The sequence below is a fragment of the Mycobacterium sp. GA-1199 genome, from assembly GCF_001500045.1.
Classification (GTDB): Bacteria; Actinomycetota; Actinomycetes; order Mycobacteriales; family Mycobacteriaceae; genus Mycobacterium.
This window is the reverse complement of the sequence record NZ_LQIX01000034.1, coordinates 1-23,332: the sequence shown is the minus strand read 5'-3', so window position 1 is coordinate 23,332 and position 23,332 is coordinate 1. Positions and strand designations below refer to the sequence as shown.

General features: G+C 68.3%; 23 protein-coding genes. 13 read left to right on the top strand and 10 right to left on the bottom strand.

The features are described 5' to 3' along the window. Positions 1–5: 5 nt before the first annotated feature. The 4 genes from AU198_RS18170 to ctaC form a co-directional block, all read right to left on the bottom strand. Positions 6–677: a DUF2561 family protein gene (locus AU198_RS18170; RefSeq protein ID WP_064349920.1), complete on the bottom strand. Its 672-nt coding sequence runs from the start codon at positions 675–677 to the stop codon at positions 6–8. Then, positions 677–1,543: an MmpS family transport accessory protein gene (locus tag AU198_RS18165; RefSeq protein ID WP_064349918.1), complete on the bottom strand. Its 867-nt coding sequence runs from the start codon at positions 1,541–1,543 to the stop codon at positions 677–679. The genes AU198_RS18170 and AU198_RS18165 overlap by 1 nt, the downstream gene beginning before the upstream one ends. Before the next feature lie 212 nt (positions 1,544–1,755). Next, positions 1,756–2,175: a cytochrome c oxidase subunit 4 gene (locus AU198_RS18160; RefSeq protein ID WP_064349916.1), complete on the bottom strand. Its 420-nt coding sequence runs from the start codon at positions 2,173–2,175 to the stop codon at positions 1,756–1,758. 9 nt (positions 2,176–2,184) lie between these two features. After that, positions 2,185–3,252 carry an aa3-type cytochrome oxidase subunit II gene (ctaC, locus tag AU198_RS18155; RefSeq protein ID WP_064349915.1) on the bottom strand — a complete coding sequence of 356 codons (1,068 nt, stop codon included), beginning with the start codon at positions 3,250–3,252 and terminating at the stop codon, positions 2,185–2,187. A 128-nt stretch (positions 3,253–3,380) separates the two neighbouring features. Here ctaC and asnB point away from each other — a divergent pair, with 128 nt between their 5' ends. Next, a complete protein-coding gene (gene asnB / locus AU198_RS18150) occupies positions 3,381–5,312 on the top strand; it encodes an asparagine synthase (glutamine-hydrolyzing) (RefSeq protein ID WP_064349912.1) in 1,932 nt (643 codons plus the stop codon). Here asnB and AU198_RS18145 read toward each other — a convergent pair whose 3' ends face one another. Further along, the gene (locus AU198_RS18145; protein WP_064349911.1) at positions 5,313–6,287 is read right to left on the bottom strand and encodes a carbohydrate kinase family protein; all 975 of its coding nucleotides are present in this window, start codon (positions 6,285–6,287) and stop codon (positions 5,313–5,315) included. It abuts the gene before it with no gap. A 133-nt stretch (positions 6,288–6,420) separates the two neighbouring features. Between AU198_RS18145 and AU198_RS18140 the strand changes: the two genes are divergently transcribed. Beyond that, on the top strand, positions 6,421–7,053 hold the full coding sequence (locus tag AU198_RS18140) for an Rv0361 family membrane protein (RefSeq protein WP_064349909.1): 633 nt from the start codon (positions 6,421–6,423) through the stop codon (positions 7,051–7,053). A gap of 16 nt (positions 7,054–7,069) precedes the next feature. Here the strand turns inward: AU198_RS18140 and AU198_RS18135 are convergent, their stop codons facing one another. Next, positions 7,070–7,444 carry a HesB/IscA family protein gene (locus AU198_RS18135; RefSeq protein ID WP_064349908.1) on the bottom strand — a complete coding sequence of 125 codons (375 nt, stop codon included), beginning with the start codon at positions 7,442–7,444 and terminating at the stop codon, positions 7,070–7,072. A gap of 195 nt (positions 7,445–7,639) precedes the next feature. Between AU198_RS18135 and AU198_RS18130 the strand changes: the two genes are divergently transcribed. Genes AU198_RS18130 through AU198_RS18115 form a run of 4 tightly spaced genes read left to right on the top strand, consistent with a single transcriptional unit; the run spans position 7,640 to position 10,580 of the window. Beyond that, entirely contained in the window at positions 7,640–8,266 is a 627-nt protein-coding gene (locus AU198_RS18130; protein ID WP_502689306.1) for a DUF3043 domain-containing protein, read from the top strand. Between the two features lie 5 nt (positions 8,267–8,271). Continuing rightward, positions 8,272–8,802: a bifunctional adenosylcobinamide kinase/adenosylcobinamide-phosphate guanylyltransferase gene (locus tag AU198_RS18125; protein WP_064349904.1), complete on the top strand. Its 531-nt coding sequence runs from the start codon at positions 8,272–8,274 to the stop codon at positions 8,800–8,802. Then, the gene (cobT, locus tag AU198_RS18120) at positions 8,799–9,854 is read left to right on the top strand and encodes a nicotinate-nucleotide--dimethylbenzimidazole phosphoribosyltransferase (protein ID WP_064349903.1); all 1,056 of its coding nucleotides are present in this window, start codon (positions 8,799–8,801) and stop codon (positions 9,852–9,854) included. The genes AU198_RS18125 and cobT overlap by 4 nt, the downstream gene beginning before the upstream one ends. 3 nt (positions 9,855–9,857) lie before the next feature. Continuing rightward, positions 9,858–10,580: an adenosylcobinamide-GDP ribazoletransferase gene (locus AU198_RS18115; RefSeq protein ID WP_064349901.1), complete on the top strand. Its 723-nt coding sequence runs from the start codon at positions 9,858–9,860 to the stop codon at positions 10,578–10,580. An 88-nt stretch (positions 10,581–10,668) separates the two neighbouring features. On the opposite strand, the gene AU198_RS18110 is transcribed toward AU198_RS18115, so the two are convergent. Both AU198_RS18110 and gcvT read right to left on the bottom strand, forming a co-directional pair. Then, positions 10,669–11,775: a branched-chain amino acid aminotransferase gene (locus AU198_RS18110; RefSeq protein ID WP_064349899.1), complete on the bottom strand. Its 1,107-nt coding sequence runs from the start codon at positions 11,773–11,775 to the stop codon at positions 10,669–10,671. A 22-nt stretch (positions 11,776–11,797) separates the two neighbouring features. After that, positions 11,798–12,892 carry a glycine cleavage system aminomethyltransferase GcvT gene (gene gcvT, locus AU198_RS18105; RefSeq protein WP_064350185.1) on the bottom strand — a complete coding sequence of 365 codons (1,095 nt, stop codon included), beginning with the start codon at positions 12,890–12,892 and terminating at the stop codon, positions 11,798–11,800. Positions 12,893–12,937: 45 nt separating this feature from the next. Here gcvT and AU198_RS18100 point away from each other — a divergent pair, with 45 nt between their 5' ends. Further along, on the top strand, positions 12,938–14,023 hold the full coding sequence (locus AU198_RS18100; protein ID WP_064349898.1) for an adenylate/guanylate cyclase domain-containing protein: 1,086 nt from the start codon (positions 12,938–12,940) through the stop codon (positions 14,021–14,023). Positions 14,024–14,040: 17 nt separating this feature from the next. Continuing rightward, a complete protein-coding gene (locus AU198_RS18095) occupies positions 14,041–15,561 on the top strand; it encodes a leucyl aminopeptidase (protein WP_064349896.1) in 1,521 nt (506 codons plus the stop codon). A 91-nt stretch (positions 15,562–15,652) separates the two neighbouring features. Here AU198_RS18095 and AU198_RS18090 read toward each other — a convergent pair whose 3' ends face one another. Both AU198_RS18090 and AU198_RS18085 read right to left on the bottom strand, forming a co-directional pair. Further along, entirely contained in the window at positions 15,653–17,419 is a 1,767-nt protein-coding gene (locus AU198_RS18090) for an SDR family oxidoreductase (RefSeq protein WP_064349894.1), read from the bottom strand. 51 nt (positions 17,420–17,470) lie between these two features. Further along, complete coding sequence (locus tag AU198_RS18085) at positions 17,471–17,827, bottom strand: hypothetical protein (RefSeq protein ID WP_064349893.1); 357 nt, start codon at positions 17,825–17,827, stop codon at positions 17,471–17,473. Between the two features lie 158 nt (positions 17,828–17,985). On the opposite strand from AU198_RS18085, the gene sucB reads away from it, so the two are divergent. The 5 genes from sucB to AU198_RS18060 are packed head-to-tail and all read left to right on the top strand — an operon-like array spanning position 17,986 to position 23,141. Then, on the top strand, positions 17,986–19,842 hold the full coding sequence (gene sucB, locus AU198_RS18080) for a 2-oxoglutarate dehydrogenase, E2 component, dihydrolipoamide succinyltransferase (protein WP_064349892.1): 1,857 nt from the start codon (positions 17,986–17,988) through the stop codon (positions 19,840–19,842). Positions 19,843–19,861: 19 nt separating this feature from the next. Continuing rightward, complete coding sequence (locus AU198_RS18075) at positions 19,862–20,767, top strand: TIGR01777 family oxidoreductase (protein ID WP_064349890.1); 906 nt, start codon at positions 19,862–19,864, stop codon at positions 20,765–20,767. A 10-nt stretch (positions 20,768–20,777) separates the two neighbouring features. Continuing rightward, entirely contained in the window at positions 20,778–21,458 is a 681-nt protein-coding gene (gene lipB / locus AU198_RS18070; protein ID WP_064350184.1) for a lipoyl(octanoyl) transferase LipB, read from the top strand. Further along, complete coding sequence (gene lipA / locus AU198_RS18065) at positions 21,458–22,384, top strand: lipoyl synthase (RefSeq protein WP_064349888.1); 927 nt, start codon at positions 21,458–21,460, stop codon at positions 22,382–22,384. Before lipB ends, lipA begins: the two co-directional genes overlap by 1 nt. 4 nt (positions 22,385–22,388) lie before the next feature. After that, entirely contained in the window at positions 22,389–23,141 is a 753-nt protein-coding gene (locus AU198_RS18060; RefSeq protein WP_064349887.1) for a DUF4191 domain-containing protein, read from the top strand. Positions 23,142–23,332: the final 191 nt, after the last annotated feature.

Sequence of the window (23,332 nt, the reverse complement as noted above, 5' to 3'; positions counted from 1 at the left end):
AGGACTTACGCGCCCTGCTGATCGAGCAGGGCGCGTAGTTCTTTGAGGTAGAACCACGGCACGACGGGCATGGCGAGGGTGACCAGAGCGGTCAGTGCATAAAAGATCCAGGCCGCGACATTGCTGTCGACCGCCATCAGATAGGTGGCAACACCGATAGCCACCATGGCGATGCCGATCGCGCAGGCGATCGCGACCGCGCAGCGCAGCCACAACAGCTCCACGGCGGTGGACGCGGGCTCCGGCGCCTCGAATGTGCGCTCCTGGCGCGGGGCCGCGTACGGCAACTTCTCGGTGGGCGGTGTCGGGTCGATCGGCCGTGCCCGGCCGGGAGCCGGTGAGGCGGCCGGGGCGGGCCCGTCGGCATGCGGCTGCGGCGATTCGGCCAGCGCGTCCCGTCGGGCGCGCAACAGCAGCGGGACCGCTCCGATGATGACCACCGCGGAGATCCCGATGACGGTGTAGAGCAGCCACGGCGTCCCGGCATCCCCGGACGACTCCGTCGGCCCCCGCCCGAGGTTTACCAGCGCCACCGTCGCGGCGACCCCGGTCCCCAGGGCGACCAGCCAGATCGCCGCGCACGAGCCGAGCAGGATGCGGTCGGTGCGGTCGAGTTCGCTGGGGTCCAGGCCGGGGGTCAACCGCGAGCGCCCCGACGCGTCGGTTTCGTATGTCATCAGCAGCTGGTCTGTGCGGCGTTGTTGGTGTTCGACGACAGCACGGTGCCATCGCTCGTGGTGATCGAGCAGTTCAGCCTGCTGACCAGGAACAGGCTCGACGCCTGCACCGAGCCGACCTCGGACTGCGAGATCGGCGTCACGGTCAACGACCACGGGATGTAGACGTTGCGCTGGGTCCGGCTACGGCCCGAGGCGTCGATATAGGTCACAGTGATGATGTCTCCCGGTGCTTTGGTTCCCGTCACCGAATAGGTGACCTGTCGCGGGCCCGAACGGGTCGTCGTGGGTGGCGGCGGCGCCGGCGGCGGCGTGGTCTCCGGCGGCGGTGGTGGCGGTGGCGGTTCGACAGGTGCGGGCGGCGGAGGCGGCGGCTCCTGAGTCACCGTCACGGTTTCGGGCGGCGGTGGCGGTGGCTCTTCGCTCGGTGGAGGCGGAGGTGGCGGCGGCGGCGTGGTGGTCGTGATCTCGTCCTGTACCGGGGGCGCCACGGTCGTGGTCGAGGTCTCCGGTACTGCGAGGCTGTCGGTGTCGGTGCGGGTCACCAACACCGAAACGGAGACCACCAGCGCGATGGCCGCGATGATCGCCGCGACGCCGACGACCCACGGCCACCGCGGCGGTGCGGGTTGGTCGACCGGCTCGGCCTGCTCGTAGTTGTCGTAGTCGTACAGCGACGAGTCGGCCGGTACGTACGGTCCCGCGGTGAACTGCTCGGACTCCGGCGCCGAGTACGCCCGCGAGTAGAAATCCGTGTCGCTGCTGTCCGGCGCAGGCTGCTCACCGCCGGCCTGGTCCGGTTCCTGACTCGGCTCCCGACCCTGGATATCCGAACCTTCGTCATCCGGGGGATTCGGCCCGCTCATGTACGCCTATCCTTCTCGACTACTCAACCGGCGCGGCACGCCACAGACTCCCGGCTCAGCGGCGGCGACTGACCGTGCCTCGGCAACACTACCCAACCCCGTCACCGGGCGTGATCACCCGCCACGGTTCCCGACGCAAGTGGTGGTCCGATTGTGACCTTGGCCGTGGCCCTGTCCGCCCGCACCGATCGGCACGGCGGCCGATTCGACGGTCAGTGCTTCTCGGGGCCGGTGTAGTACTCGAACGTCAGGCCCGCGACCGTCGTGATCACGAAGGCCCCACCGGCCACGATGAGCCACGGCAGCCACAGCGCCACACCGACCGCGGCGATCGAGGCCGACAGCGCGATCATGACCGGCCACCAGCTGTGCGGGCTGAAGAAACCGAGCTCACCGGCGCCGTCGCTGATCTCGGCGTCCTCGTAGTCCTCGGGCCGGGTGTCCAGGCGCCGTGCCACGAACCGGAAGAAGGTGCCGGTGATCAGGGTCAGGCCGGCGGTCAACACCAGCGCGGTGGTGCCGGCCCATTCGATGCCGCCGTACTGGAACATCGCCGTCAGCACCGCGTAGACGATGGCGGCGAGGACGAAGAACGCGGTCAGGAACTCGAACAGCCGGGCTTCGATATGCATGTGGTGTCCCTACTTGCTGGCCTGCGTTAGCTGGGGCGCCAGTTCACCGCGACGGGTGTCGAACGGCTTCGTGGTGATCGCGGTCGGTGGCTGGTTGATGGCCTGCAGCGCCTGGGCGTTGGTCTTGCCGTCGATGCGCTGCTGCAGATACGCCTTGAAGTCGTTGGGCTCCACCACGCGCAGTTCGAAGTTCATCATCGCGTGGTAGGTGCCGCACATCTCGGTGCACCGCCCGACGAACGCCCCGGTCTGGGTGATCTCGCTGATCTGGAAGGTGTTGTCGGAGTTGTTCGCCCGCGGGTTGGGCATCACGTCGCGCTTGAACAGGAACTCCGGCACCCAGAATCCGTGGATGACGTCGGCCGAGGCGATCTGGAATTCGATGCGCTTGCCGGACGGCACCACCAGCACCGGGATCTCCGAGGACGAGCCGAGCGTCTCGACCTTGTCGAACGCCAGGTACGAACGGTCCTGCGGGTGCTTGCCGGCGATCACGCCGAATGCCGGGTCGTGTGAACCTTCCTCGCCGCCGTGCTCACCCTCCAGGCCCTCGGGGCCCGACGCCACGGCGGCCGCGCGCTCGGGGTCGGCGCCCTCGTAGGTGAAGGTGCCGTCGGAGAAGTTCACGTTCTTGTAGCCGAACTTCCAGTTCCATTGGAAGGCGGTGACGCTGACCACGACTTCGGGATTCGACTCCTCGTGCAGCATCCTCTCCTGCACCACCACGGTGAAGTAGAACAGCACCGAGATGATCAGGAACGGGATGACGGTCAGCACCAGTTCCAGCGGCATGTTGTAGCCGAACTGGCGCGGCAACTCGGTGTCGGTCTTCTTGGCCCGGTGAAACGCCGAGGACCAGAAGATGAGCCCCCACACGATCGCGCCGACGACCAGCGAGGCGATCACCGAACCGATCCACAGTTCGCGGTTGACGTGCGCTTCGGGCGTGATGCCTTTCGGCCATCCCAGACCCAGCACCTCCGACCAGCTGCAACCGCTGAGCAGCAACGCCGTAGCACCCAGGACGATTGCCAGCGACGCGGTTCGCGCCACCGCCTTCAGCCCGCGAGGTGTCACGTTGGAGCCTCCTAGAAGTCAGTGACGCGCGACCGCGGTGCGGTCAATTTCTGGAGCGAATACTACGCAGCGTAGACCACGCCCGGGTGCAGGTCTCAACACACCTCGGGATTAGGCATACTGGCGCCGTGTGCGGACTGCTGGCCCTGGTGCGTGACCCGTCCGCTGAGGTATCCCCCCCGCTGATCGACGCGGTGTCCGGCGCGTCGCACCTGATGCGTCATCGCGGCCCCGACGAGCCCGGGACGTGGTCCGACGACCGGGTCGTGCTCGGGTTCAACCGGTTGTCGATCATCGACATCGCCCACAGCCACCAACCCCTGCGGTGGGGTCCGCCGGACTCGCCCGACCGCTATGTGCTCGTGTTCAACGGCGAAATCTACAACTATCTCGAGCTACGCGAGGAACTGACGGCCCGGCACGGCGTGACGTTTCACACCGACGGTGACGGCGAGACCATCATCGCGGCGTACCACCACTGGGGCACCGACGCGCTGACCCGGCTGCGCGGCATGTTCGCCTTCGCGCTGTGGGACACCGTCGGCGGTGAGCTGTTCTGTGCCCGCGACCCGTTCGGCATCAAACCGCTCTACCTGGCCACCGGCCCGGGGGGCACGGCGGTGGGCAGCGAGAAGAAGTGCCTGCTCGAACTCGCCGACGACCTGGGCCTCGACCTCGACATCGATCAGCGGGCCGTTCAGCACTACACGGTGCTGCAGTACGTCCCCGAACCCGAGACCCTGCACGTCGGGATCCGCAGGCTGGAGTCGGGTAGCTACGGGCGCGTGCGTCCGGGCGGTGAACTCGAGGTGACCCGCTACTTCCATCCGCGGTTCTCCGCTGTTCCATTCGCCGAGGGCCGTGAGCAGGACCGCTACGACGAGATCACCGCGGTGCTCGAGGATTCGGTCGCCAAGCACATGCGTGCCGACGTGACCGTGGGCGCGTTCCTGTCCGGCGGCATCGACTCGACGGCGATCGCGGCGCTGGCCATGCGGCACAACCCGCGGTTGATCACGTTCACCACCGGGTTCGAACGGGAGGGCTTCTCCGAGGTCGACGTCGCGGTCGCCTCGGCCGAGGCGATCGGCGCCCGGCATGTGGCCAAGGTGGTCAGCCAGGCCGAGTTCGTCGCCGCGCTGCCCGAAATCGTCTGGTATCTGGACGAACCCGTCGCCGACCCGGCGCTGGTGCCATTGTTCTTCATCGCCCGCGAAGCCCGAAAACACGTCAAGGTGGTGCTCTCCGGCGAGGGCGCCGACGAATTGTTCGGCGGCTACACCATCTACCGGGAACCGTTGTCGCTGAAGCCATTCGAGTATCTGCCGCGCTCGGTGCGACGGTCGTTGGGGCGGGCGTCGCGACCGCTGCCCGAGGGTATGCGGGGCAAGAGCCTGCTGCACCGCGGTTCGCTCACGCTCGAGGAGCGCTACTACGGCAACGCGCGCAGTTTCTCCGACGAGCAACTGCGCGCGGTGCTCCCCGGGTTCCGTCAGGAGTGGACGCACACCGACGTGACAGCGCCGGTGTACGCCGCGTCGCAGGGGACCGACCCGGTCGCGCGCATGCAACACGTCGACCTGTTCACTTGGCTGCGCGGCGACATCCTGGTCAAGGCCGACAAGATGACCATGGCGAACTCGCTCGAACTGCGGGTGCCCTTCCTGGACCCTGAGGTTTTCGCCGTCGCTTCCCGGCTACCGTATGACCAGAAGATCACAAGGGCCACAACGAAATTCGCTTTACGGCGGGCGTTGGAGCCGATCGTTCCCGAGCACGTGCTCAACCGGCCCAAGCTGGGCTTCCCGGTGCCGATCCGGCACTGGCTGCGGGCCGGCGAACTACAGGACTGGGCGTACTCGATGGTCAACTCGTCGCAGGCGGGCGAGCTGGTCGACCTCGCGACCGTCCGCACCATGCTCGACGAACACCGCGACGGCACAAGCGATCACAGCCGCCGGTTGTGGACGGTGCTGATCTTCATGCTGTGGCACGCGATCTTCGTCGAGCACAGCATCACCCCGGAGATCGGCGAGCCGACCTACCCGGTGCAGCTGTAGCTACTTGAGCGCCTGCGAGATCTCTTCGGCCGCTTCGTCACCGTAGGCGTCACCGAGCCGCTGGATCGCCTCGTCTCGGTTCCAGCTCCATTCCTGCGGGCCGGGCGCCTCGAACACGAGCACGGCCACCAGCGAGGCGAGCTGCGCCGAACGCTCCAGGCTCAGCCCGGCACTGCGACCGGTGAGGAAGCCGGCCCGGAACGCGTCTCCGATACCGGTCGGATCGGCCTGGTGCTTTTCCGGAACCACGCCGACGTGGATGAAGGTGCCGTCGGAGCTGACCACGTCGACGCCCTTGGGGCCGAGCGTGGTGACGCGCAGCCCGATCTGGCTCATCACCTGGGCCTCGCTCCAGCCGGACTTCTGTAGCAGCAGATCCCATTCGTAGTCGTTGGTGAACAGATAGGTGGCGCCGTCGATCAGCTTGCGGATCTCCTCCCCCGACAGCCGCGCCAGCTGCTGGGAGGGGTCGGCGGCGAAGGGCAGGCCGAGCTTGCGGCACTCCTCGGTGTGCAAGAACATCGCCTCGGGGTCGTTGGCGCCGATGATGACCAGCTCGGGCTCCCCGATCCGCTTGGCCAGCTCGGCCAGCGAGATGTTGCGCGCCTCCGACATCGCACCCGGATAGAACGACGCGATCTGCGCCATGGCCTCGTCGGTGGTGCAGACGAACCGCGCGGTGTAGGCGTCCTCGGAGATCAGCACGCTTTCGGTGTCGACGCCGACGGCCTCCAGCCAGCTGCGGTAGTCGTCGAAGTCGCGGCCGACGGCGCCCACGAGCGCGACGTCACCACCGAGCACGCCGATGGCGAAGGCCATGTTGCCCGCGACGCCGCCGCGGTGAACGACGAGGTCGTCGACGAGGAAGCTGAGCGAGACTTTCTGCAGGTGTTCGGGCAGCAGCTGTTCGGAGAATTTCCCGGGGAACCGCATCAGGTGGTCGGTTGCAATCGATCCGGTCACCGCAATTGTCACGAACTACACCCTTCATTTGATTAAGTCGCCTAGATATTTCTCGTGCGCTAACCTGCCTACAAAGACATGCCCGCCTCGTAAGACAGCACTGTAGACAGGCGCCTTCCTACCCACATCTCGGGGGAGCAACTATATGACCGGTCCGTACCCGCCCGATTACGGCGCTGGACCGACCGGCCCGCAAATGTATCCGCAATCACTTCCGTATCCGGAGAACGTGCCGTCGGCGTATCCGGGCATGCTGCCGCCGCCGGTGCCGTACCGCAAGAAGAAGCGGTGGCCGATCGTCCTGGCGGCGGTGGTGGCGCTCGCGGTGGTCGCGGCGGTCGTCGCGGTCGTCGCCATGGCGGGTGGCGACGAGGAACCGGCCGGTTCGAACACGCTGAGCGAATCCTCGGTGACGGCCGCCATCCAGGACTACCTGGACGCGCTGACCAACGGCGACAACGAGACCGTCGCCCGCCACACCCTGTGTGGGCTCTTCGACGCGGTGAAGGAGAAGCGCTCGGACCTGGCGCTCGCGCGCCTGTCGGGCGACGCGTTCCGCAAGCAGTACAGGCAGGCCGAGGTGATATCGATCGACAAGATCGTCCAGCCCTCGCCCCACCAGGCTCAGGTGCTGTTCACCATGCGGGTGACGCCTGCGGGCGGTTCACGCCGAGAACAGAGCGACACGCGCGAACAGCAGGCCGTCGCTCAGCTGTTGGCGGAGGACAACGAAATCCTGGTGTGTTCCTACCTGCCGCGCACCTCTGGGCAGTACTGACCGACCGGGTCGGAAATCAGTTGAAGGAGTCGCCGCAGGCGCACGAGCCGGTGGCGTTGGGATTGTCGATGGTGAAACCCTGCTTCTCGATCGTGTCGACGAAGTCGATGGTCGCGCCCTGCACATACGGTGCGCTCATCCGGTCCACCGTCAGGTTCACGCCGCCGAATTCCGCGGACAGGTCACCGTCGAGCGACCGGTCGTCGAAGAACAGGTTGTAGCGCAGTCCGGCGCACCCACCCGGCTGCACGGCGATGCGCAGGGCCAGGTCGTCGCGGCCCTCCTGGTCCAGCAACGCCTTGGCCTTCGCGGCAGCGGCATCGGTCAGGATCACACCGTGGGTGGCGGTCGCCGTCCCGGGGGTTCCTGCCGACTCTTCCTGAACTGTCATTACGTCTCCTGTAGGCCTCATTGTCGTGGCGCGTACAAATCAACGGTACCTCGTCTCGACGCTATTCCCGAGTTCTGTCCCCAGGCCTCCTCCCCAGGCAGTGGCGCCCCTCGCGGCGGAAGTAACCTGGCAGGCGTGAAGCTGCTGGGCCGCAAGAAGGACGACAAGCCGACCGCCGACGCGTCGAGCGCCGAGGTGTCGGAGAACACCGCCGAGGAGGCACAGGACACCGCCAGGCCCACGGGCACCACCCCGCCCAAGGGCCGGCCCACGCCCAAGCGCACCCAGGCGGCCCGCAAGCGCGGCCCGGTGGCACCGGCCCCGCTCACGGCCGCCGAAGCGCGTCGCCGCCGCAAGGAGATGCGCAACAAGATGAGCCGTGAGGAGCGCCGCGAGGAGAAGGCGGCGCGCCGCGAGCAGATGAACGAGCGCCGCGAACGGATGATGGCCGGCGAAGAGGCCTACCTGCTCCCCCGGGACAAGGGGCCGGTGCGTCGTTATGTCCGCGACGTGGTGGACGCCCGCCGCAACGTGCTCGGGCTGTTCATGCCGTCCGCGCTCGGCCTGATCTTCGTGATGCTCGCGGTGCCCTCGGTGCAGGTGCAGCGCCTACTGTCCCCCGCGATGCTCGTACTGGTGCTGATCATGGTGATCGACGGCTTCATCCTCGGCCGCCGGGTCAACCGGCTGGTCGACGAGAAGTTCCCGAACAACACCGAAGGCGGCTGGAAGCTCGGCTTCTACGCGGCCAGCCGCGCCTCGCAGCTGCGTCGCATGCGCGCACCGCGCCCGCAGGTGAACCGCGGCGACAAGGTCACCTGAGCCCGGTGCGCACCCTGGTGCTCGGCGGCATCCGGTCGGGTAAGTCGCAGTGGGCCGAAGCCGCGCTCGCCGACGAGGCGTCCGACGCGCAACCGGTGTGCTACCTGGCCACCGGACCCTCGCCCGCCGATGACCCCGAGTGGGCGGCCCGGGTAGCGGCCCACCGATCGCGCCGCCGGGATCGGTGGTCCACCGTCGAAACCACGGATGTCGCAACGCAATTGCGCGCGCACCACGTCGCGACGCTGGTCGACGACATCGGTTCATGGCTGACCGCGGCGATGGACCGGGCGGGCGCGTGGATTGGGGGCTCGGTCGCCGCGGACGTCGACGAGCTGCTTGACGCGGTCGGGGGCTTCCCCGCTCCGCTGGCGATCGTCAGCCCCGAGGTGGGGCTGACCGTCGTACCGCCGACGACGGCAGGTCGCCGGTTCGCCGACGAGCTGGGATCGCTCAACCAGCGGCTCGCCGCGGCCTGCGATCGGGTCGTGCTCGTCGTCGCCGGACAGCCGCTGGCCGTGAAGGAGCCGGTGTGACGGACTTCCCCGCCGTCCAGCCACCCGCCGCCGAGGCCGCCACCGCCGCCCGTGCACGCCAGGACCAACTCGTCAAGCCTCCCGGATCTCTGGGCAGGCTGGAAGAGCTCGCGGTGTGGATCGCGTCATGCCAGGGCGTGTGCCCCCCACGGCCGCTTGCGCGCCCGCGGGTGGTGGTGTTCGCCGGAGACCACGGCGTCGCCTCGGCAGGGGTTTCGGCCTACCCGCCGGACGTCACCGCGCAAATGGTCGCCGCCTTCGACGCCGGCGGTGCGGCGATCAACGTGCTCGCCGAGGCCGCCGGCGCGACCGTGCGGGTCGTCGACATCGCGGTCGACACCGAAGAACCGCACTCCCCGACGATCGGCGCGCACAAGGTGCGTCGGGGCAGCGGCGACATCACGGTCGAAGACGCGTTGAGCGCCGATGAGGTCACCGCCGCACTCGAGGCCGGCCGGCGCATCGTCGACGACGAGGTCGACTCGGGTGCCGACCTGCTGATCGCGGGCGATATGGGCATCGGAAACACCACCCCGGCAACGACTTTGATCGCGGCGCTCACGGACACCGAGCCGGTCGTGTTGGTCGGGAGAGGCACCGGTGTCGACGACGCGGGTTGGGCGCGCAAGGCCGCCGCGGTCCGCGACGCGCTGTACCGGTGCCGCAACAGCCTCACCGATCCCGTTGCGCTGCTGCGTATCTGCGCCGGCGCCGATCTGGCCGCGATCGCCGGGTTCTGCGCGCAGGCGGCCGTGCGGCGGACGCCGGTGCTGCTCGACGGCCTGGTGGTGACGGCGGCGGCGCTGCTGGCCGAACGCCTCGCACCCGGTGCCCGACAGTGGTGGCAGGCCGGGCACCGGTCCACCGAACCCGCCCACGAGGTGGCGCTGAACCGGCTGGGACTCGAGCCGATCGTCGATATGCGCATGCGCCTCGGCGAGGGCACCGGAGCAGCGGTCGCATTGCCGATCGTGCGGGCGGCGGTGGCCACGCTGGCGTCGATGGCGACGTTCGACGACGCGGGGATCACACGCATGCCCCGGGAGGACTAGCACGTGATCCGTTCGATCACAGGGGCTTTCGCGTTCGGCACCGTCGCACCGGTTCGGAATGGGGCCGCGGTCGGGCGCGGTGCTTTGACGGCGTTGCCGGTGGCCGGTGCGGCGATCGGCGGGCTGGCGGCGGCCACGGTGTGGGCGGCGTCGTGGGCATTCGGGCCCGGGGCGCTGGCCGGGCTGCTGGCGGTGGCTGTCGTCGTGGCCGCGACGCGTGCCCTGCACATCGACGGTCTCGCCGACACCGCCGACGGTTTGGGCTGTTACGGTCCGCCGCAGCGCGCACTGGAGGTGATGCGCGACGGCTCGGCAGGCCCGTTCGGCGTGGCCGCGGTGGTCTTGGTGATCCTCGCGCAGGCCTTCACGTTCGGCGGGTTGACCGCCCTGGGGCTGGTGGTGGCGCTCATGTGCGGGCGGGTCGCGGCGGTGCTGGCGTGCCGTCGAGGCGTGCCCGCCGCGGCGGGCAGTGCGCTGGGCGCCCGGGTCGCAGGCACCCAGTCCTGGGTCGTGGTCGTCGTGTGGAGCGTCGCCGCCGCCGGGTTGGCCGCATTCGCGGGCCCCCGGCCCTGGCAGGGACCACTGGCCGTCGCGGCCGGGCTCGCGTGCGGCGCGCTGCTCGTCGTGCACTGCGTGCGGCGCTTCGGCGGGATCACCGGCGACGTGCTCGGCGCCGCGATCGAGGTGACGACGACGATCACGGCGTTAGGGCTCGTCATCCGCTGAGCCCGTTCCAAGAAGTCACCAAGAATCCGCCAAGTACGACGTCGGAGCCTTTCGGTACCCGCGAGGGCGGCGGTGTGGGTGGCCCGGCTCAGCCGAGTCGGGCCATCCAGCCGTGCGTATCGGCGAACGTGCCTCGTTGAATCCCGGTCAACGTGTCGCGCAGCGCCATCGTGATCTCCCCTGGCCCGCCGTCGGCGATGGTGAACTCGCCTTCTGCGTGCTTGACGGTGCCGACCGGGGTGATCACCGCGGCGGTCCCGCACGCGAACACCTCGGTGATCTCGCCCGCGGCCGCTTTCTTCTGCCACTCGTCGACGTCGATCTTGCGTTCCTCGACGGCGAAACCAGCATCGGATGCCAACTGCAGCAATGAATCTCGCGTAACACCGGGCAGGATCGAGCCACTCAGCTCGGGGGTCACGAGCCGCGCCGACCCGCCGCTGCCGAAGACGAAGAACAGGTTCATCCCGCCCATCTCCTCGACATAGCGGCGTTCGGCGGCGTCCAACCACACCACCTGGTCGCAGTCGTTGTCGGCGGCCTGGGCCTGGGCGAGCAGCGAAGCGGCGTAGTTCCCGCCGAACTTGGCGGCGCCGGTCCCGCCCGGGCAAGCCCGCACGTATTCGGTGGACAGCCACACGGAGACGGGTTTGATACCGCCGGTGAAGTAGGCGCCGGCCGGTGAGGCGATGACCATGTAGCGGTATTCGGTCGCCGGCCGCACACCGAGTCCGGGCTCGGTGGCGAACACGAACGGCCGCAGGTACAGCGACTCCTCACCCCCGGCGGGCGGGACCCATTGTTCGTCGACCGCGATGAGCTGGCGCAGCGACTCGATGAAGACATCGTCGGGCAGTTCCGGGATGGCCAGCCGCCGCGCCGACGTCCGCAGTCTGCGCGCGTTGGCCTCCGGCCGGAACGATACGACCGAGCCGTCCGCCCAGCGGTAGGCCTTGAGGCCCTCGAAGATCTCCTGCGCATAGTGCAGCACGATCGCCGACGGGTCGAGTTCGATCGGGCCGTAGGGGATCACGCGCGCGTCGTGCCAGCCGTGGCCCTCCCGGTATTCGATCGAGACCATGTGATCGGTGTGGTAGCGGCCGAATCCGGGATCGGCCAGGATCGACGCCCGTACCTCGTCGCTCGCCCGGTTCGCATTGCGCTCAACCGTGAACTCGAGGGGGCCGTCAGTCATGCAGCGATTGTATATCCGCGCGCTACCGGGTTTTTGCCGCGACGAACGGGGGCTTGACCACCTCGCACTCGATCGCGCGGCCGCGGACGTCGACCGTGACGCGATCCCCGTCGGCAATGTCGGCCGCGGTGTCGATCAAGGCCAGTCCGATGCCGACTTTCAATGTGGGAGAGAAGGTTCCCGATGTCGTCAGCCCCACGGGCCGGTCGCCGTCGAGGACGGTGAAATCGGCCCGCAGCACTCCCCGGCCGACGGCCTTGAGACCGCGCAGCAGCCGGGCCGGGCCGGCCTCCTTTTCGGCCAGCAGCGCGTCGCGCCCCCAGAACGCCTCCTTGCGCCAGCCGACGGCCCACCCGCACCGGGCCTGCAACGGCGAAAAGTCCGGCGACAATTCGTGGCCGTGCAGCGGATAACCCATCTCGGTGCGCAGGGTGTCGCGAGCGCCCAGTCCGGCAGGCTCACCACCTTCGGCCGTGACGGCCTCGAGCAGCGCGTCGAAGACCACGCCCGCGCGGTCCCACGGCGGCAGCAGCTCATAGCCGTGCTCGCCGGTGTAACCGGTGCGACAGACCCGCACCGGTACGCCGGCGAACTCGGCGTCGGCGTAGCCCATGTAGTCCATGTCGGTGGGCAGCCCCAACCCGCCGACCGTCTCGGCGGACTTCGGTCCCTGAACCGCGAGCACCGCGTACGACCGGTGTTCGTCGGTGATGGTGAGGCCGGCAGGCGCGCGCTCCCGCAGCGCTTCGACGACCGCGGCGGTGTTGGCGGCGTTGGGCACCAGGAAGATCTCGTCGTCGGAGACGTAGTAGGCGATCAGGTCGTCGATCACCCCACCGGAGTCGTTGCAGCACAACGTGTATTGCGCCTTGCCGGGGCCGATCCTGCGCAGGTCGTTGGTGAACGCGGAATTGACGTATTCGGCGGCGCCGGAACCGCGCACCAACGCCTTGCCCAGATGGCTGACGTCGAACAGCCCGACGGAGTTGCGCGTCGAGTTGTGCTCGCTGACCGTTCCCGCGTACGAAACGGGCATCAGCCAGCCGCCGAACTCGGCGAAGCTCGCACCCAGTTCGCGGTGGCGGTCTTCCAGCGGGCCCTTCAACACGTCGGTCACGCCGATCCACCCTAGTGGGGCCGCGAAGTTGGCACACTTGTGCAGGTGGTCGACCTCGACGCGCTGCAAGCCGCCGGGATCGCCGACGCCCATGCGCGGGCCGGGTTGATCGCCTACCTCGACTCGCTGGGCTTTTCCGCCGAGGACATGGTCGAGGCCGAACGCCGCGGCCGGCTCTTCGGCCTGGCCGGCGACGTCCTGCAGTGGTCCGGACCCCCCACCTACACGCTGCAGGCGGCCGCCGACCAACTCGGCGTCCCGCTCGCCGACCTCGCCCACGCTTGGCAGGCGCTCGGTCTGCGTGTCTCCGGCCCCGACGTGCCCGCGCTGAGCCGCGCCGACGTGGACGCACTGGCGTCGTGGCAGACGATCAGCGCGGTGACGGGCCCCGACGCAGCCCTCAACTTCCTGCGGATCGTCGGTGCGTCGATGGCCCGCCTGGCCGAGGCCAGCGGGACGATGATCCGACTCGCGCAGCCGGATCTGCTGATGACGCACACCCACGACGAATTGACCACCGCGCGCGCCTACCGTTCGGTCGCCGCACTCGTGCCCGGCATCTCGGCGCTGATGGACTCGGTGTGGCGCCACCACATCACCAGCGCCAGGGCGTACTTCGAGGACGTCATCCACGATGCGTCGGCCATGGTGACCTGCGGCGTCGGGTTCGCCGACCTGTCAGGGTTCACGGTACTGACCCAGCGGCTGAGCCCCACGGAGCTGTCGGACCTGCTGGTCGAGTTCAGCGGCGCGGTGAGCGATGTCGTGCACAGCGACGGCGGCCGGGTGGTCAAGTTCATCGGCGACGAGGTGATGTGGGTGAACTCTGACCCCGAGCAGCTCGTCGAGGTCGCGACCGACCTGGTCGAGTATCCGAGGGCCCGCGAGAGCGGGTTGGGCGTTCGGGCCGGTCTGGGGTACGGGTTGGTGCTCTCGATCGGAGGCGACTACTTCGGTACCCCCGTCAATTTGGCCGCGCGGCTGGTCAGCGCCGCGGCGCCCGGCCAGGTCCTGGCCGCGCGCGATGTGCGCGACGCGCTGCCCGAGCACCCCGCGGCTCAGCTGGAACCGTTGACGCTCAAGGGGTTCGAGGGTCCGGTAACGGCCTACGACCTGCACGCCGGCTGCTGAAGCTAGGGTTGGGATTCGTGAGCCCTGCAACCTCTGGATATCAGACCCCGACCGTCACCGTCAGCACGTCGCTGCCCAAACGCAAAGCCGACGGCTCGGTGCTGATCGTTCCCGTCGTGAACGGGGACGACGACTCGGCGGCGAAGGTCGTGCCCAGCCCGTCCCTCGACGCAGCAGCGGTCGCTGAGATCGAGTCCGCGCTGGCGGCGCTGGGCGCCAAGGGCGGCAGCGAGCAGGTCACGCGCGTCGTGGCACCGTCACTTCCGGTGGGCAGCGTGCTGGCCGTCGGGCTCGGTAAGTCACGCGACGACTACCAGGCCGATGTCATCCGCCGCGCGGCGGGCGTGGCGGCCCGGTCGCTCAACGGCACCGAGTCGGTGCTGACCACGCTGTCGGGCGTGGATCTGGCGGCGGCGGTCGAGGGCCTGATTCTCGGTGCATACCGGTTCAGCGACTTCCGCAGCGACAAGACCGCGCCCAAAGACGCCGGCCTGCGAGAGATCACGGCTTTGGCTCCGGACGCCAAGTCGGGCACCAAGGAGGCCGCGCAACGCGCCGCCGACATCGCGACCGCGGTCGCCACCGCCCGCGATTTCGTCAACACTCCGCCCAGCCACCTGTTCCCCGACGAGTTCGCCAGGCGCGCAAAGGCTTTGGGCGAGGCGGCCGGATTGTCGGTCGAGGTCCTGGACGAGAAGGCGTTGGAGAAGGCCGGTTACGGCGGCATCATCGGTGTCGGCAAGGGTTCGTCGCGGCCGCCGAGGCTGGTGCGGCTGACGCACAAGGGCGCCAAACGCAGGGGCAGGCGTGTCGCGCTGGTCGGCAAGGGCATTACGTTCGACACCGGCGGCATCTCGATCAAACCCGCGGCGAACATGCACCACATGACCTCCGACATGGGCGGCGCGGCGGCCGTCATCGCCACGGTGGTGCTGGCGGCCCGGCAGAAGCTGCCCATCGACGTGATCGCCACGGTGCCGATGGCCGAGAACATGCCGTCGGCGACCGCGCAGCGCCCCGGTGACGTGTTGACGCAGTACGGCGGCATCACGGTCGAGGTGCTCAACACCGACGCCGAGGGCAGGCTGATCCTGGCCGACGCGATCGTGCGCGCGGGTGAGGACAAGCCGGACTACCTGATCGAGACGTCGACGCTGACCGGTGCCCAGACCGTCGCGCTCGGCGCCCGCACTCCGGGGGTCATGGGCAGTGACGAGTTCCGCGACCGGGTGGCGCGGATTTCGCAGGCGGTCGGCGAGAACGCTTGGGCGATGCCGTTGCCCGAGGAACTCAAGGACGATCTGAAGTCGACGGTCGCCGACCTCGCCAACGTCAGCGGTTCGCGCTATGCCGGCATGCTTGTCGCGGGGACTTACCTGCGCGAGTTCGTGCCCGAGGGTGTGCAGTGGGCCCACATCGACATCGCCGGCCCGGCGTACAACACGGGAGGGCCGTGGGGTTACACGGGCAAGGGCGGCACGGGTGTGCCGACGCGGACGATGTTCGCGGTCCTGGAGGACATAGCCGCGAGCGGCTGATTAGGCAGTAGCCGCGAGCGGGTAGGCCCTTCCAAACCGACGAAATGGCGGCTTTCGCTCGCAAAAAGCCGCCAAAGCGTCGGTCTCGGCGCTAGACGACCTTGCCGCGAGCGGTGCTGCGCATCACCTGCGGCAGAAGGTGTGCGACGCCGTAGACGATGTGGGCCTCCGGGGCGACCGGGCGGATCGGCTTGTTCTTCTTGACCGCCGACACGATCGCGTTGGCGGCCTTGTCGGGGCCGTACCGCCGCCGGGAGAACGCCTTCTCGAGCTGCGCGCGACGGGCTTCGACCTTGTCCCGCTTGGAGGCGGGGATGTCGAACCGGGTGGTGTGCACGATGTTGGTGTCGATGACGCCGGGGCACACGGTGGTCAGCCCGACGCCCGCCTGGTCCAATTCCGCGCGCAGGCAGTCGCCGAACATGAACACCGCCGCCTTGCTGGTGGCGTAGGCGTTCATCGACTGCTGCGGTGAGTACGCCGCCATCGAGGAGATGTTGACGACGTGCCCGCCGAGTCCGCGGTCGACCATCCTGCGCCCAAAAGACCTGCAGCAGTTGACGACTCCACCGAAGTTGATGGACATCACGCGGTCGTACTCCTCGCGCGGGGTGTCCAGGAACATGCCCGCGTGCCCGACGCCGGCGTTGTTGACCAGGATGTCGGGCACGCCGTGTTCTGCGCACACCTTTTCGGCGAACCGCTCGACGGCGTCGGCGTCGGACACGTCGAGGGTGTAGGCGTGCGCAATTCCGCCGCGCGCGGTGACCTGCGCCGCGGTCTCCTTCGCGGTGCCCTCGTCGACGTCGCTGACCACGATCTCGGCGCCCTCGCGGGCGAACGCCAACGCCGTCGCACGGCCGATACCGCTGCCCGCACCCGTAACGGAAACCAGTGTGTCGCTGAAGTATTCGCGTGGCCGACCGACCTGCGCGCGCAGCAGTTCACGCGCGGGTGGTTCACCGTCGAGGAAGTCGACAAGCTGCTCGACGGAGCGGGCGATGGCTTGCGGATGCGACATCGGCGACCAGTGCCCGGCGGAGATGTCGCGGCGCCACACCCGCGCCACCCATCGGGCGGTGTCCTCGTAGACGTGGGGCCGCACGAATGGGTCTTTGATGTTGACGATGAGCTGCACCGGGACATCGACGTAATGGTCCTTGCGCCCCGGCGTCATCGAGCGCAGGTAGTTGGCGCCGTAGACCTTGACGCTCTTGGCGGCATCGGCCCTGTAGGTCGCACCGTGGTGCAGTTGCTCATGCGGGATGCCGTCGCGCACCAACAGGATCTGGCGCACCAGGTTCGCGACGAAGCCACGCACCGCCAGCGGTGCGAGCACCGGGATCGAGAAGAGGCCCATATAGGCGAAGGACACGAACTGGCTCAGTGCGCGCACGAATCGGCGCGGACGCCACGGGCGCATCAGACTGCTGGTGATGAAGACGTTGAGGTGGTCGATGCTGGGCCCGGAGATCGAGGTGAACGACGCGACCCGGTCGCCGGCCCCCGGCCGGGCCAGGTATTCCCACATGGCCGCCGAGCCCCAGTCGTGGGCGAGTACGTGCACCGGCTCACCCGGGCTCACCGCGGCGACGACCGCTTCGAAGTCGTCCGCGTAGCGAGACATGTGATAGGCCGAAACCCGCTTGGGCCCAGTCGATTTCCCGACACCGCGGTTGTCGTAGCGCACGATGCGGAACCGGTCGGACAGCAGCGGCACCACGCCGTCCCACAGCACGTGCGAGTCGGGCCACCCGTGCACGAGGACCAGGGTCGGACCCTCAGGATCGCCTTCTTCGTAGACCGCGATCCGCACGTCGTCCGTGCTGTCGACCAACCGCGTAGCGACGTCCCCCATCGCACCTCCCGTGACTTGGCGGAACCGCCGGTACCGTAGCAGTGTCGATGGTCAGCGCTCGTCGAGCTCCCGTCGAGCTGCGCGTCGGCGCTCGATGCGACGTTTCTCGTCGTAGTCGCGCATCCGCTGCGGGTAGCCGACTTTCTGCACGTCGTAGACCGGAATCTTCAGCCATTCGGACAGCCGCCGGGCGCCGGCGTCTCCCCCGGCGCGCCGCCGCGTCCACTCCCCGTCGGCGGCCACCAGCACCACGGTGACGTCGGTGACGGTGGTCTTCGGTTCCACGAACGCTTCCACGCCGGTGTGGGTGGCGACCCACTGCCGGAGATAGTTCAGATCCGCAGCGGGGTCGCCACCCGGACCCACGCCTTTGCGCTTCCCGCGCCGAAACCTGTCGAGGACTCCCACTCGCGTCCGCGCTCCCTCCGATCACCTCTTTCCGATAGTGCCAGAGGAGTGCGTCGGACGGTCTGCGGCGAACTGCGCGTCCGGACGTGACAGGATGGGTATGCAGACAATCACCCAGCACGACTGACGACCGTTCAAGGGAGCGAGGGAGTCAATCAATGGCCATCTCCGTTCAGATGCCCGCACTCGGTGAGAGCGTTACCGAGGGGACTGTCACCCGATGGCTCAAGCAAGAGGGTGACACGGTCGAACAGGATGAGCCACTGCTCGAAGTCTCCACCGACAAGGTCGACACCGAGATCCCTGCGCCCGCTTCCGGTGTGCTGAAAAAGATCATCGCCCAGGAGGACGACACCGTCGAGGTGGGCGGCGAGTTGGCGGTCATCGGTGATGCCGACGAGGACGGCGACTCCGGAGACTCCGACGACTCCGAGGACGACGCGTCGGACGACGACGAAGGGTCGGAGGACCAGGAACAGCCCGCCGAAGAGGAGAAGCCGGCCGAGGAGCCGGCCGCGCAGCCCGAGCCCGCCGCCGAAGAGACGGAATCAGAACCCGAGCCCGAGGAGAAGGACGAGGACAAGCCCGCCGCGAAGTCCTCGGGTGGGGCCTCAGGTAAATCCACGCCGGTGCTGATGCCCGAACTCGGCGAGTCGGTGACCGAAGGCACCGTGACCCGCTGGCTGAAGAAGGTCGGCGACAGCGTGGAAGTCGACGAGCCGCTGCTCGAGGTGTCGACCGACAAGGTCGACACCGAGATTCCCTCGCCCGTCGCGGGCACCTTGATCTCGATCACCGCAGAAGAGGATGACACCGTCGAGGTGGGCGGAGAACTGGCCAAGATCGGTGATGCCGACGCAGAAGCCGAGGCCGAGCCGGAACCCGAACCCGAGCCCGAACCGGAGCCAGAACCCGAACCCGAGCCCGAGCCTGAGGACAAGGAAGACAAGAAGCAGGAGTCCAAGCCGGAACCGAAGCAGGAGTCCAAGCCCGAGCCCAAGGAAGACAAGAAGCCCGAGCCCAAACCGGAGCCCAGGTCCGAGCCGCAGCCGGCGAGCGATTCGGGTCCCTACGTCACCCCTTTGGTGCGAAAGCTGGCCGCGGAGAACAACGTTGATCTCGCGAGCGTGAAAGGCACCGGGGTCGGCGGCCGTATTCGTAAGCAGGACGTGCTCGCGGCCGCGGAGGCCGGCAAGGCGCCGGCGGAGTCGGCCGACAAGGCGGCCGAGGCTCCGGGCAGATCGGCGCCGGCGCCCGCGGATGCCAACGCGCCGGCCACTTCGCTCGCACACCTGCGCGGCACCACGCAGAAGGCCACCCGGATCCGGCAGCTGACCGCGAAGAAGACACGCGAATCCTTGCAGGCGACAGCGCAATTGACGCAGACCCATGAAGTCGACATGACCAGGATCGTGTCGCTGCGGGCACGGGCGAAGGCCGGCTTCGCCGAACGCGAGGGCGTCAACCTGACCTACCTGCCGTTCATCGCCGTCGCCGTCATCGACGCGCTCAAAGCGCATCCCAACGTCAACGCCAGCTACAACGAGGAAACCAAGGAGATCACCTACTACGACGCCGAGCATCTCGGTATCGCGGTCGACACCGAGCAGGGTCTGCTGTCGCCGGTGATCAAGAACGCTGGTGACTTGTCGCTGGCTGGGCTGGCCCGCGCGATCGCTGATATCGCCGCGCGCGCCAGGTCGGGTGACCTCAAGCCCGACGAACTGTCCGGCGGGACGTTCACCATCACCAACATCGGCAGCCAGGGCGCGCTGTTCGACACGCCGATCCTGGTCCCGCCGCAGGCGGCGATGTTGGGAACCGGGGCGATCGTCAAACGGCCGCGGGTGATCGCCGACGAGTTCGGCAACGAGTCGATCGGTGTGCGTTCGGTGTGTTACCTGCCGCTGACATACGACCACCGGTTGATCGACGGTGCCGACGCCGGACGCTTTTTGACCACCATCAAGCGTCGCCTCGAAGAAGGCGCGTTCGAGGCCGATCTGGGTCTCTAGAGCGCCTCTAGAGAATCTCGTGTCCGAACCCGTCATCGCGATCGCGGGATCGTCCGGTCTGATCGGTACGGCTCTGGTCTACGCGTTGCGCGCCACCGACCACCGGGTGCTCCGCATCGTCCGGCGAGCGCCGTCCAACGCCGACGAGGTGTTCTGGAACCCCGACACCGGCGAATTCGACCCCGCGATGCTGGCCGGGGTGGACGCCGTGGTCAACCTGTGCGGGGTGAACGTCGGCGAGAAGCGGTGGTCGGGCGCCTTCAAGCAGAGCCTGCGTGACAGCCGCATCGGTCCGACGGAGGTGCTGGCCACCGCGGTCGCCGCGGCCAGGGTGCCGGTGCTGATCAACGCCAGCGCGGTCGGCTACTACGGCGACACCGGATCCCAGATCACCGACGAGACCGCCCCGGCAGGCGACGGGTTTCTCGCCCACCTGTGCGTGGACTGGGAGGCCGCGACCTGGCCCGCCCGGCAGGGCGGCGCCCGGGTGGTGCTCGTGCGGTCAGGGCTGGTGCTGGCCCAGGCCGGAGGGATGCTCGGCAGGCTCAGGCCGCTGTTCTCTCTGGGACTGGGCGCGCGGCTGGGCGACGGCCGCCAGTACCTGCCGTGGATCAGCCTCGAGGACGAGATCCGCGCGCTGCTGTTCGCAATATCGCACGACGAGCTGTCCGGTCCGGTGAACCTCACCGGCCCGGCGCCTGTGACCAACGCCGAGTTCACCACCGCGCTGGGCCGCGCGCTCAACCGCCCGACACCGCTGATGGTGCCCGGGTTCGCGCTGCGTGCCGCACTGGGCGAGTTCGCCGACGAGGGTCTGCTCGGCGGTCAACGCGCCATCCCCGCCGCGCTCGAGCGAGCCGGATTCGTTTTCCACCACAACACCATTGGTGAAGCGTTGGCGTTCGCCAACGCGCGCCCGGAGTAGCGTCGTGATCATGACGCATTCGATCCGGTCGGCAACGGCTCCGGTCGAGGTGCGCCGACTGGGCTCGGTCGACTACGAGAACGCCTGGCAGCTGCAGCGAGCGATCGCCGACCAGCGCGTGGCTGGCGGCCCGGACACCCTGCTGCTGCTCGAGCACCCGCCGGTGTACACGGCTGGACGGCGCACGCTCGCCACCGAACGGCCGAAGCCCGGTGCCGGCGACACGCCCGTCATCGACACCGACCGCGGCGGAAAGATCACCTGGCACGGCCCCGGCCAACTCGTCGGCTATCCGATCATCGGCCTGGCCGAACCACTCGACGTGGTCAACTTCGTGCGGCGGCTCGAGGAGTCGCTGATCAAGGTCTGCACCGACCTCGGTGTGCGGACCGGCCGCGTCGAAGGCCGGTCGGGAGTGTGGGTGCCGGCCGACGAAACCGGTCCGGCCCGCAAGATCGGCGCCATCGGCATCCGGGTGTCGCGGGCGACCACCCTGCACGGTTTCGCGCTCAATTGTGACTGTGACCTGTCGGCGTTCAGCGCGATCGTGCCGTGCGGAATCTCCGACGCCGGAGTCACTTCGCTGTCGGCTGAACTGGGGTGCCGGGTCGCGGTGTCCGACGTCGTCGATCGGGTGGCCGACGCCGTGTGCGATGCGCTCGACGGTCGGCTAGAGGTAGCGTTGACGTAGTGACTGTCGCTCCTGAAGGTCGGAAACTGCTGCGTCTCGAGGTCCGCAATGCCGAGACGCCGATCGAGCGCAAGCCGCCGTGGATCAAGACCCGCGCCAGGATGGGCCCGGAGTACCAGGAACTCAAGGCGCTGGTGAAGCGCGAGGGTCTGCACACCGTCTGCGAAGAGGCCGGCTGCCCCAACATCTTCGAATGCTGGGAGGACCGCGAGGCCACGTTCCTGATCGGCGGCGAGCAGTGCACCCGTCGCTGCGATTTCTGCCAGATCGACACCGGCAAGCCGGCCGAACTCGACCGCGACGAGCCGCGCCGGGCCGCCGAGAGCGTGCAGGCGATGGGTTTGCGCTACTCGACCGTGACCGGCGTGGCCCGCGACGACCTGCCCGACGGTGGTGCGTGGCTGTACGCGGAGACGGTCCGTGCGATCAAGGCGCTCAACCCCAACACCGGCGTCGAGTTGCTGATCCCCGACTTCAACGGAGACCCGGACCTGCTGCGGCAGGTGTTCGAGTCCCGCCCGGAAGTGTTGGCGCACAACGTCGAAACGGTTCCGCGGATCTTCAAGCGCATCCGGCCCGCGTTTCGCTACGAGCGTAGCCTCGACGTGCTGACTGCGGCCCGCGAGTTCGGGCTGGTGACGAAGTCGAACCTGATCCTCGGGATGGGCGAGACGCCCGATGAGGTGCGGGCGGCGCTGGCCGATCTGTACGACGCCGGCTGCCATATCGTCACGATCACCCAGTACCTGCGCCCGTCGGTGCGCCACCACCCGGTCGAGCGCTGGGTGCACCCCGACGAGTTCGTCGAGCACGAACAGTTCGCCCAGCTGCTCGGTTTCGCCGGTGTGTTGGCCGGACCGCTGGTGCGCTCGTCCTACCGTGCTGGTCGGTTGTACGCGCAGGCCAAATCGGCGTCCGTATCCTGAAGCAATGGCGAAAACCCGCAACCCCCAGGCACTGAAGGCCGCCAAGGCCGAAGCCAAGGCGGCTCGTAAGGCGGCGTCGAAACAGCGCCGCAGCCAGTTGTGGCAGGCTTTTCAGCTCCAGCGCAAAGAGGACAAGCGTCTGCTGCCGTACATGATCGGCGCATTCGTGCTGATCGTCGCCGCTTCGGTGGCGCTCGGCATCTTTGCGGGCGGCTTCACCACCTACATGATGATTCCGCTGGGCATCGTGCTCGGCGCCCTGGTCGCGTTCATCATCTTCGGTAGGCGAGCGCAGAAGTCGGTGTACAGCAAGGCGGAGGGCCAGACGGGAGCCGCGGCCTGGGCACTCGACAACATGCGAGGCAAGTGGCGTGTGACCCCCGGTGTCGCGGCGACGGGCCACTTCGACGCGGTGCACCGGGTGATCGGCAGGCCGGGTGTCATCTTCGTCGGCGAGGGGTCGCCGTCACGTGTGCGGCCGCTGCTGGCGCAGGAGAAGAAGCGCACGGCTCGACTGGTCGGCGACACCCCGATCTACGACGTCATCATCGGCAACGGCGAGGGTGAAGTGCCGCTGGCCAAACTGGAGCGTCACTTGAACAAGCTGCCCGCGAACATCACCGTCAAGCAGTTGGACGCGCTGGAGTCGCGGTTGGCCGCGTTGGGCACCAAGGTCGGACCCGCGGCGATGCCGAAGGGCCCGCTGCCCGCGCAGGCCAAGATGCGAGGAGTGCAGCGCACGGTCCGGCGGCGATGAGCGCTTGCGCGAAGAGCAGACGACCGCGATGAGCGCTTGCGCGAAGAGCAGACGACCGCGATGAGCGCGGGCTCCCAGTTTCGCCGAAACAGACGTAATGGTCATAATCCGACTGGCGGTTTCAAGCGATCGATGCAATAGCGGGTGGTTTGGACGGATTCGAGAGTAGTTCGTCGAGCGCTTCTGCCGGG

Bases quoted from the DNA above. Each gene is read 5' to 3' on its own strand.
- AU198_RS18170 (WP_064349920.1), bottom strand. From the start codon at position 677: ATGACATACGAAACCGACGCGTCGGGGCGCTCGCGGTTGACCCCCGGC.
- AU198_RS18165 (WP_064349918.1), bottom strand. From the start codon at position 1,543: ATGAGCGGGCCGAATCCCCCGGATGACGAAGGTTCGGATATCCAGGGT.
- AU198_RS18160 (WP_064349916.1), bottom strand. From the start codon at position 2,175: ATGCATATCGAAGCCCGGCTGTTCGAGTTCCTGACCGCGTTCTTCGTC.
- AU198_RS18140 (WP_064349909.1), top strand. From the start codon at position 6,421: ATGACCGGTCCGTACCCGCCCGATTACGGCGCTGGACCGACCGGCCCG.
- AU198_RS18135 (WP_064349908.1), bottom strand. From the start codon at position 7,444: ATGACAGTTCAGGAAGAGTCGGCAGGAACCCCCGGGACGGCGACCGCC.
- AU198_RS18110 (WP_064349899.1), bottom strand. From the start codon at position 11,775: ATGACTGACGGCCCCCTCGAGTTCACGGTTGAGCGCAATGCGAACCGG.
- AU198_RS18090 (WP_064349894.1), bottom strand. From the start codon at position 17,419: ATGGGGGACGTCGCTACGCGGTTGGTCGACAGCACGGACGACGTGCGG.
- sucB (WP_064349892.1), top strand. From the start codon at position 17,986: ATGGCCATCTCCGTTCAGATGCCCGCACTCGGTGAGAGCGTTACCGAG.
- lipB (WP_064350184.1), top strand. From the start codon at position 20,778: ATGACGCATTCGATCCGGTCGGCAACGGCTCCGGTCGAGGTGCGCCGA.
- AU198_RS18060 (WP_064349887.1), top strand. From the start codon at position 22,389: ATGGCGAAAACCCGCAACCCCCAGGCACTGAAGGCCGCCAAGGCCGAA.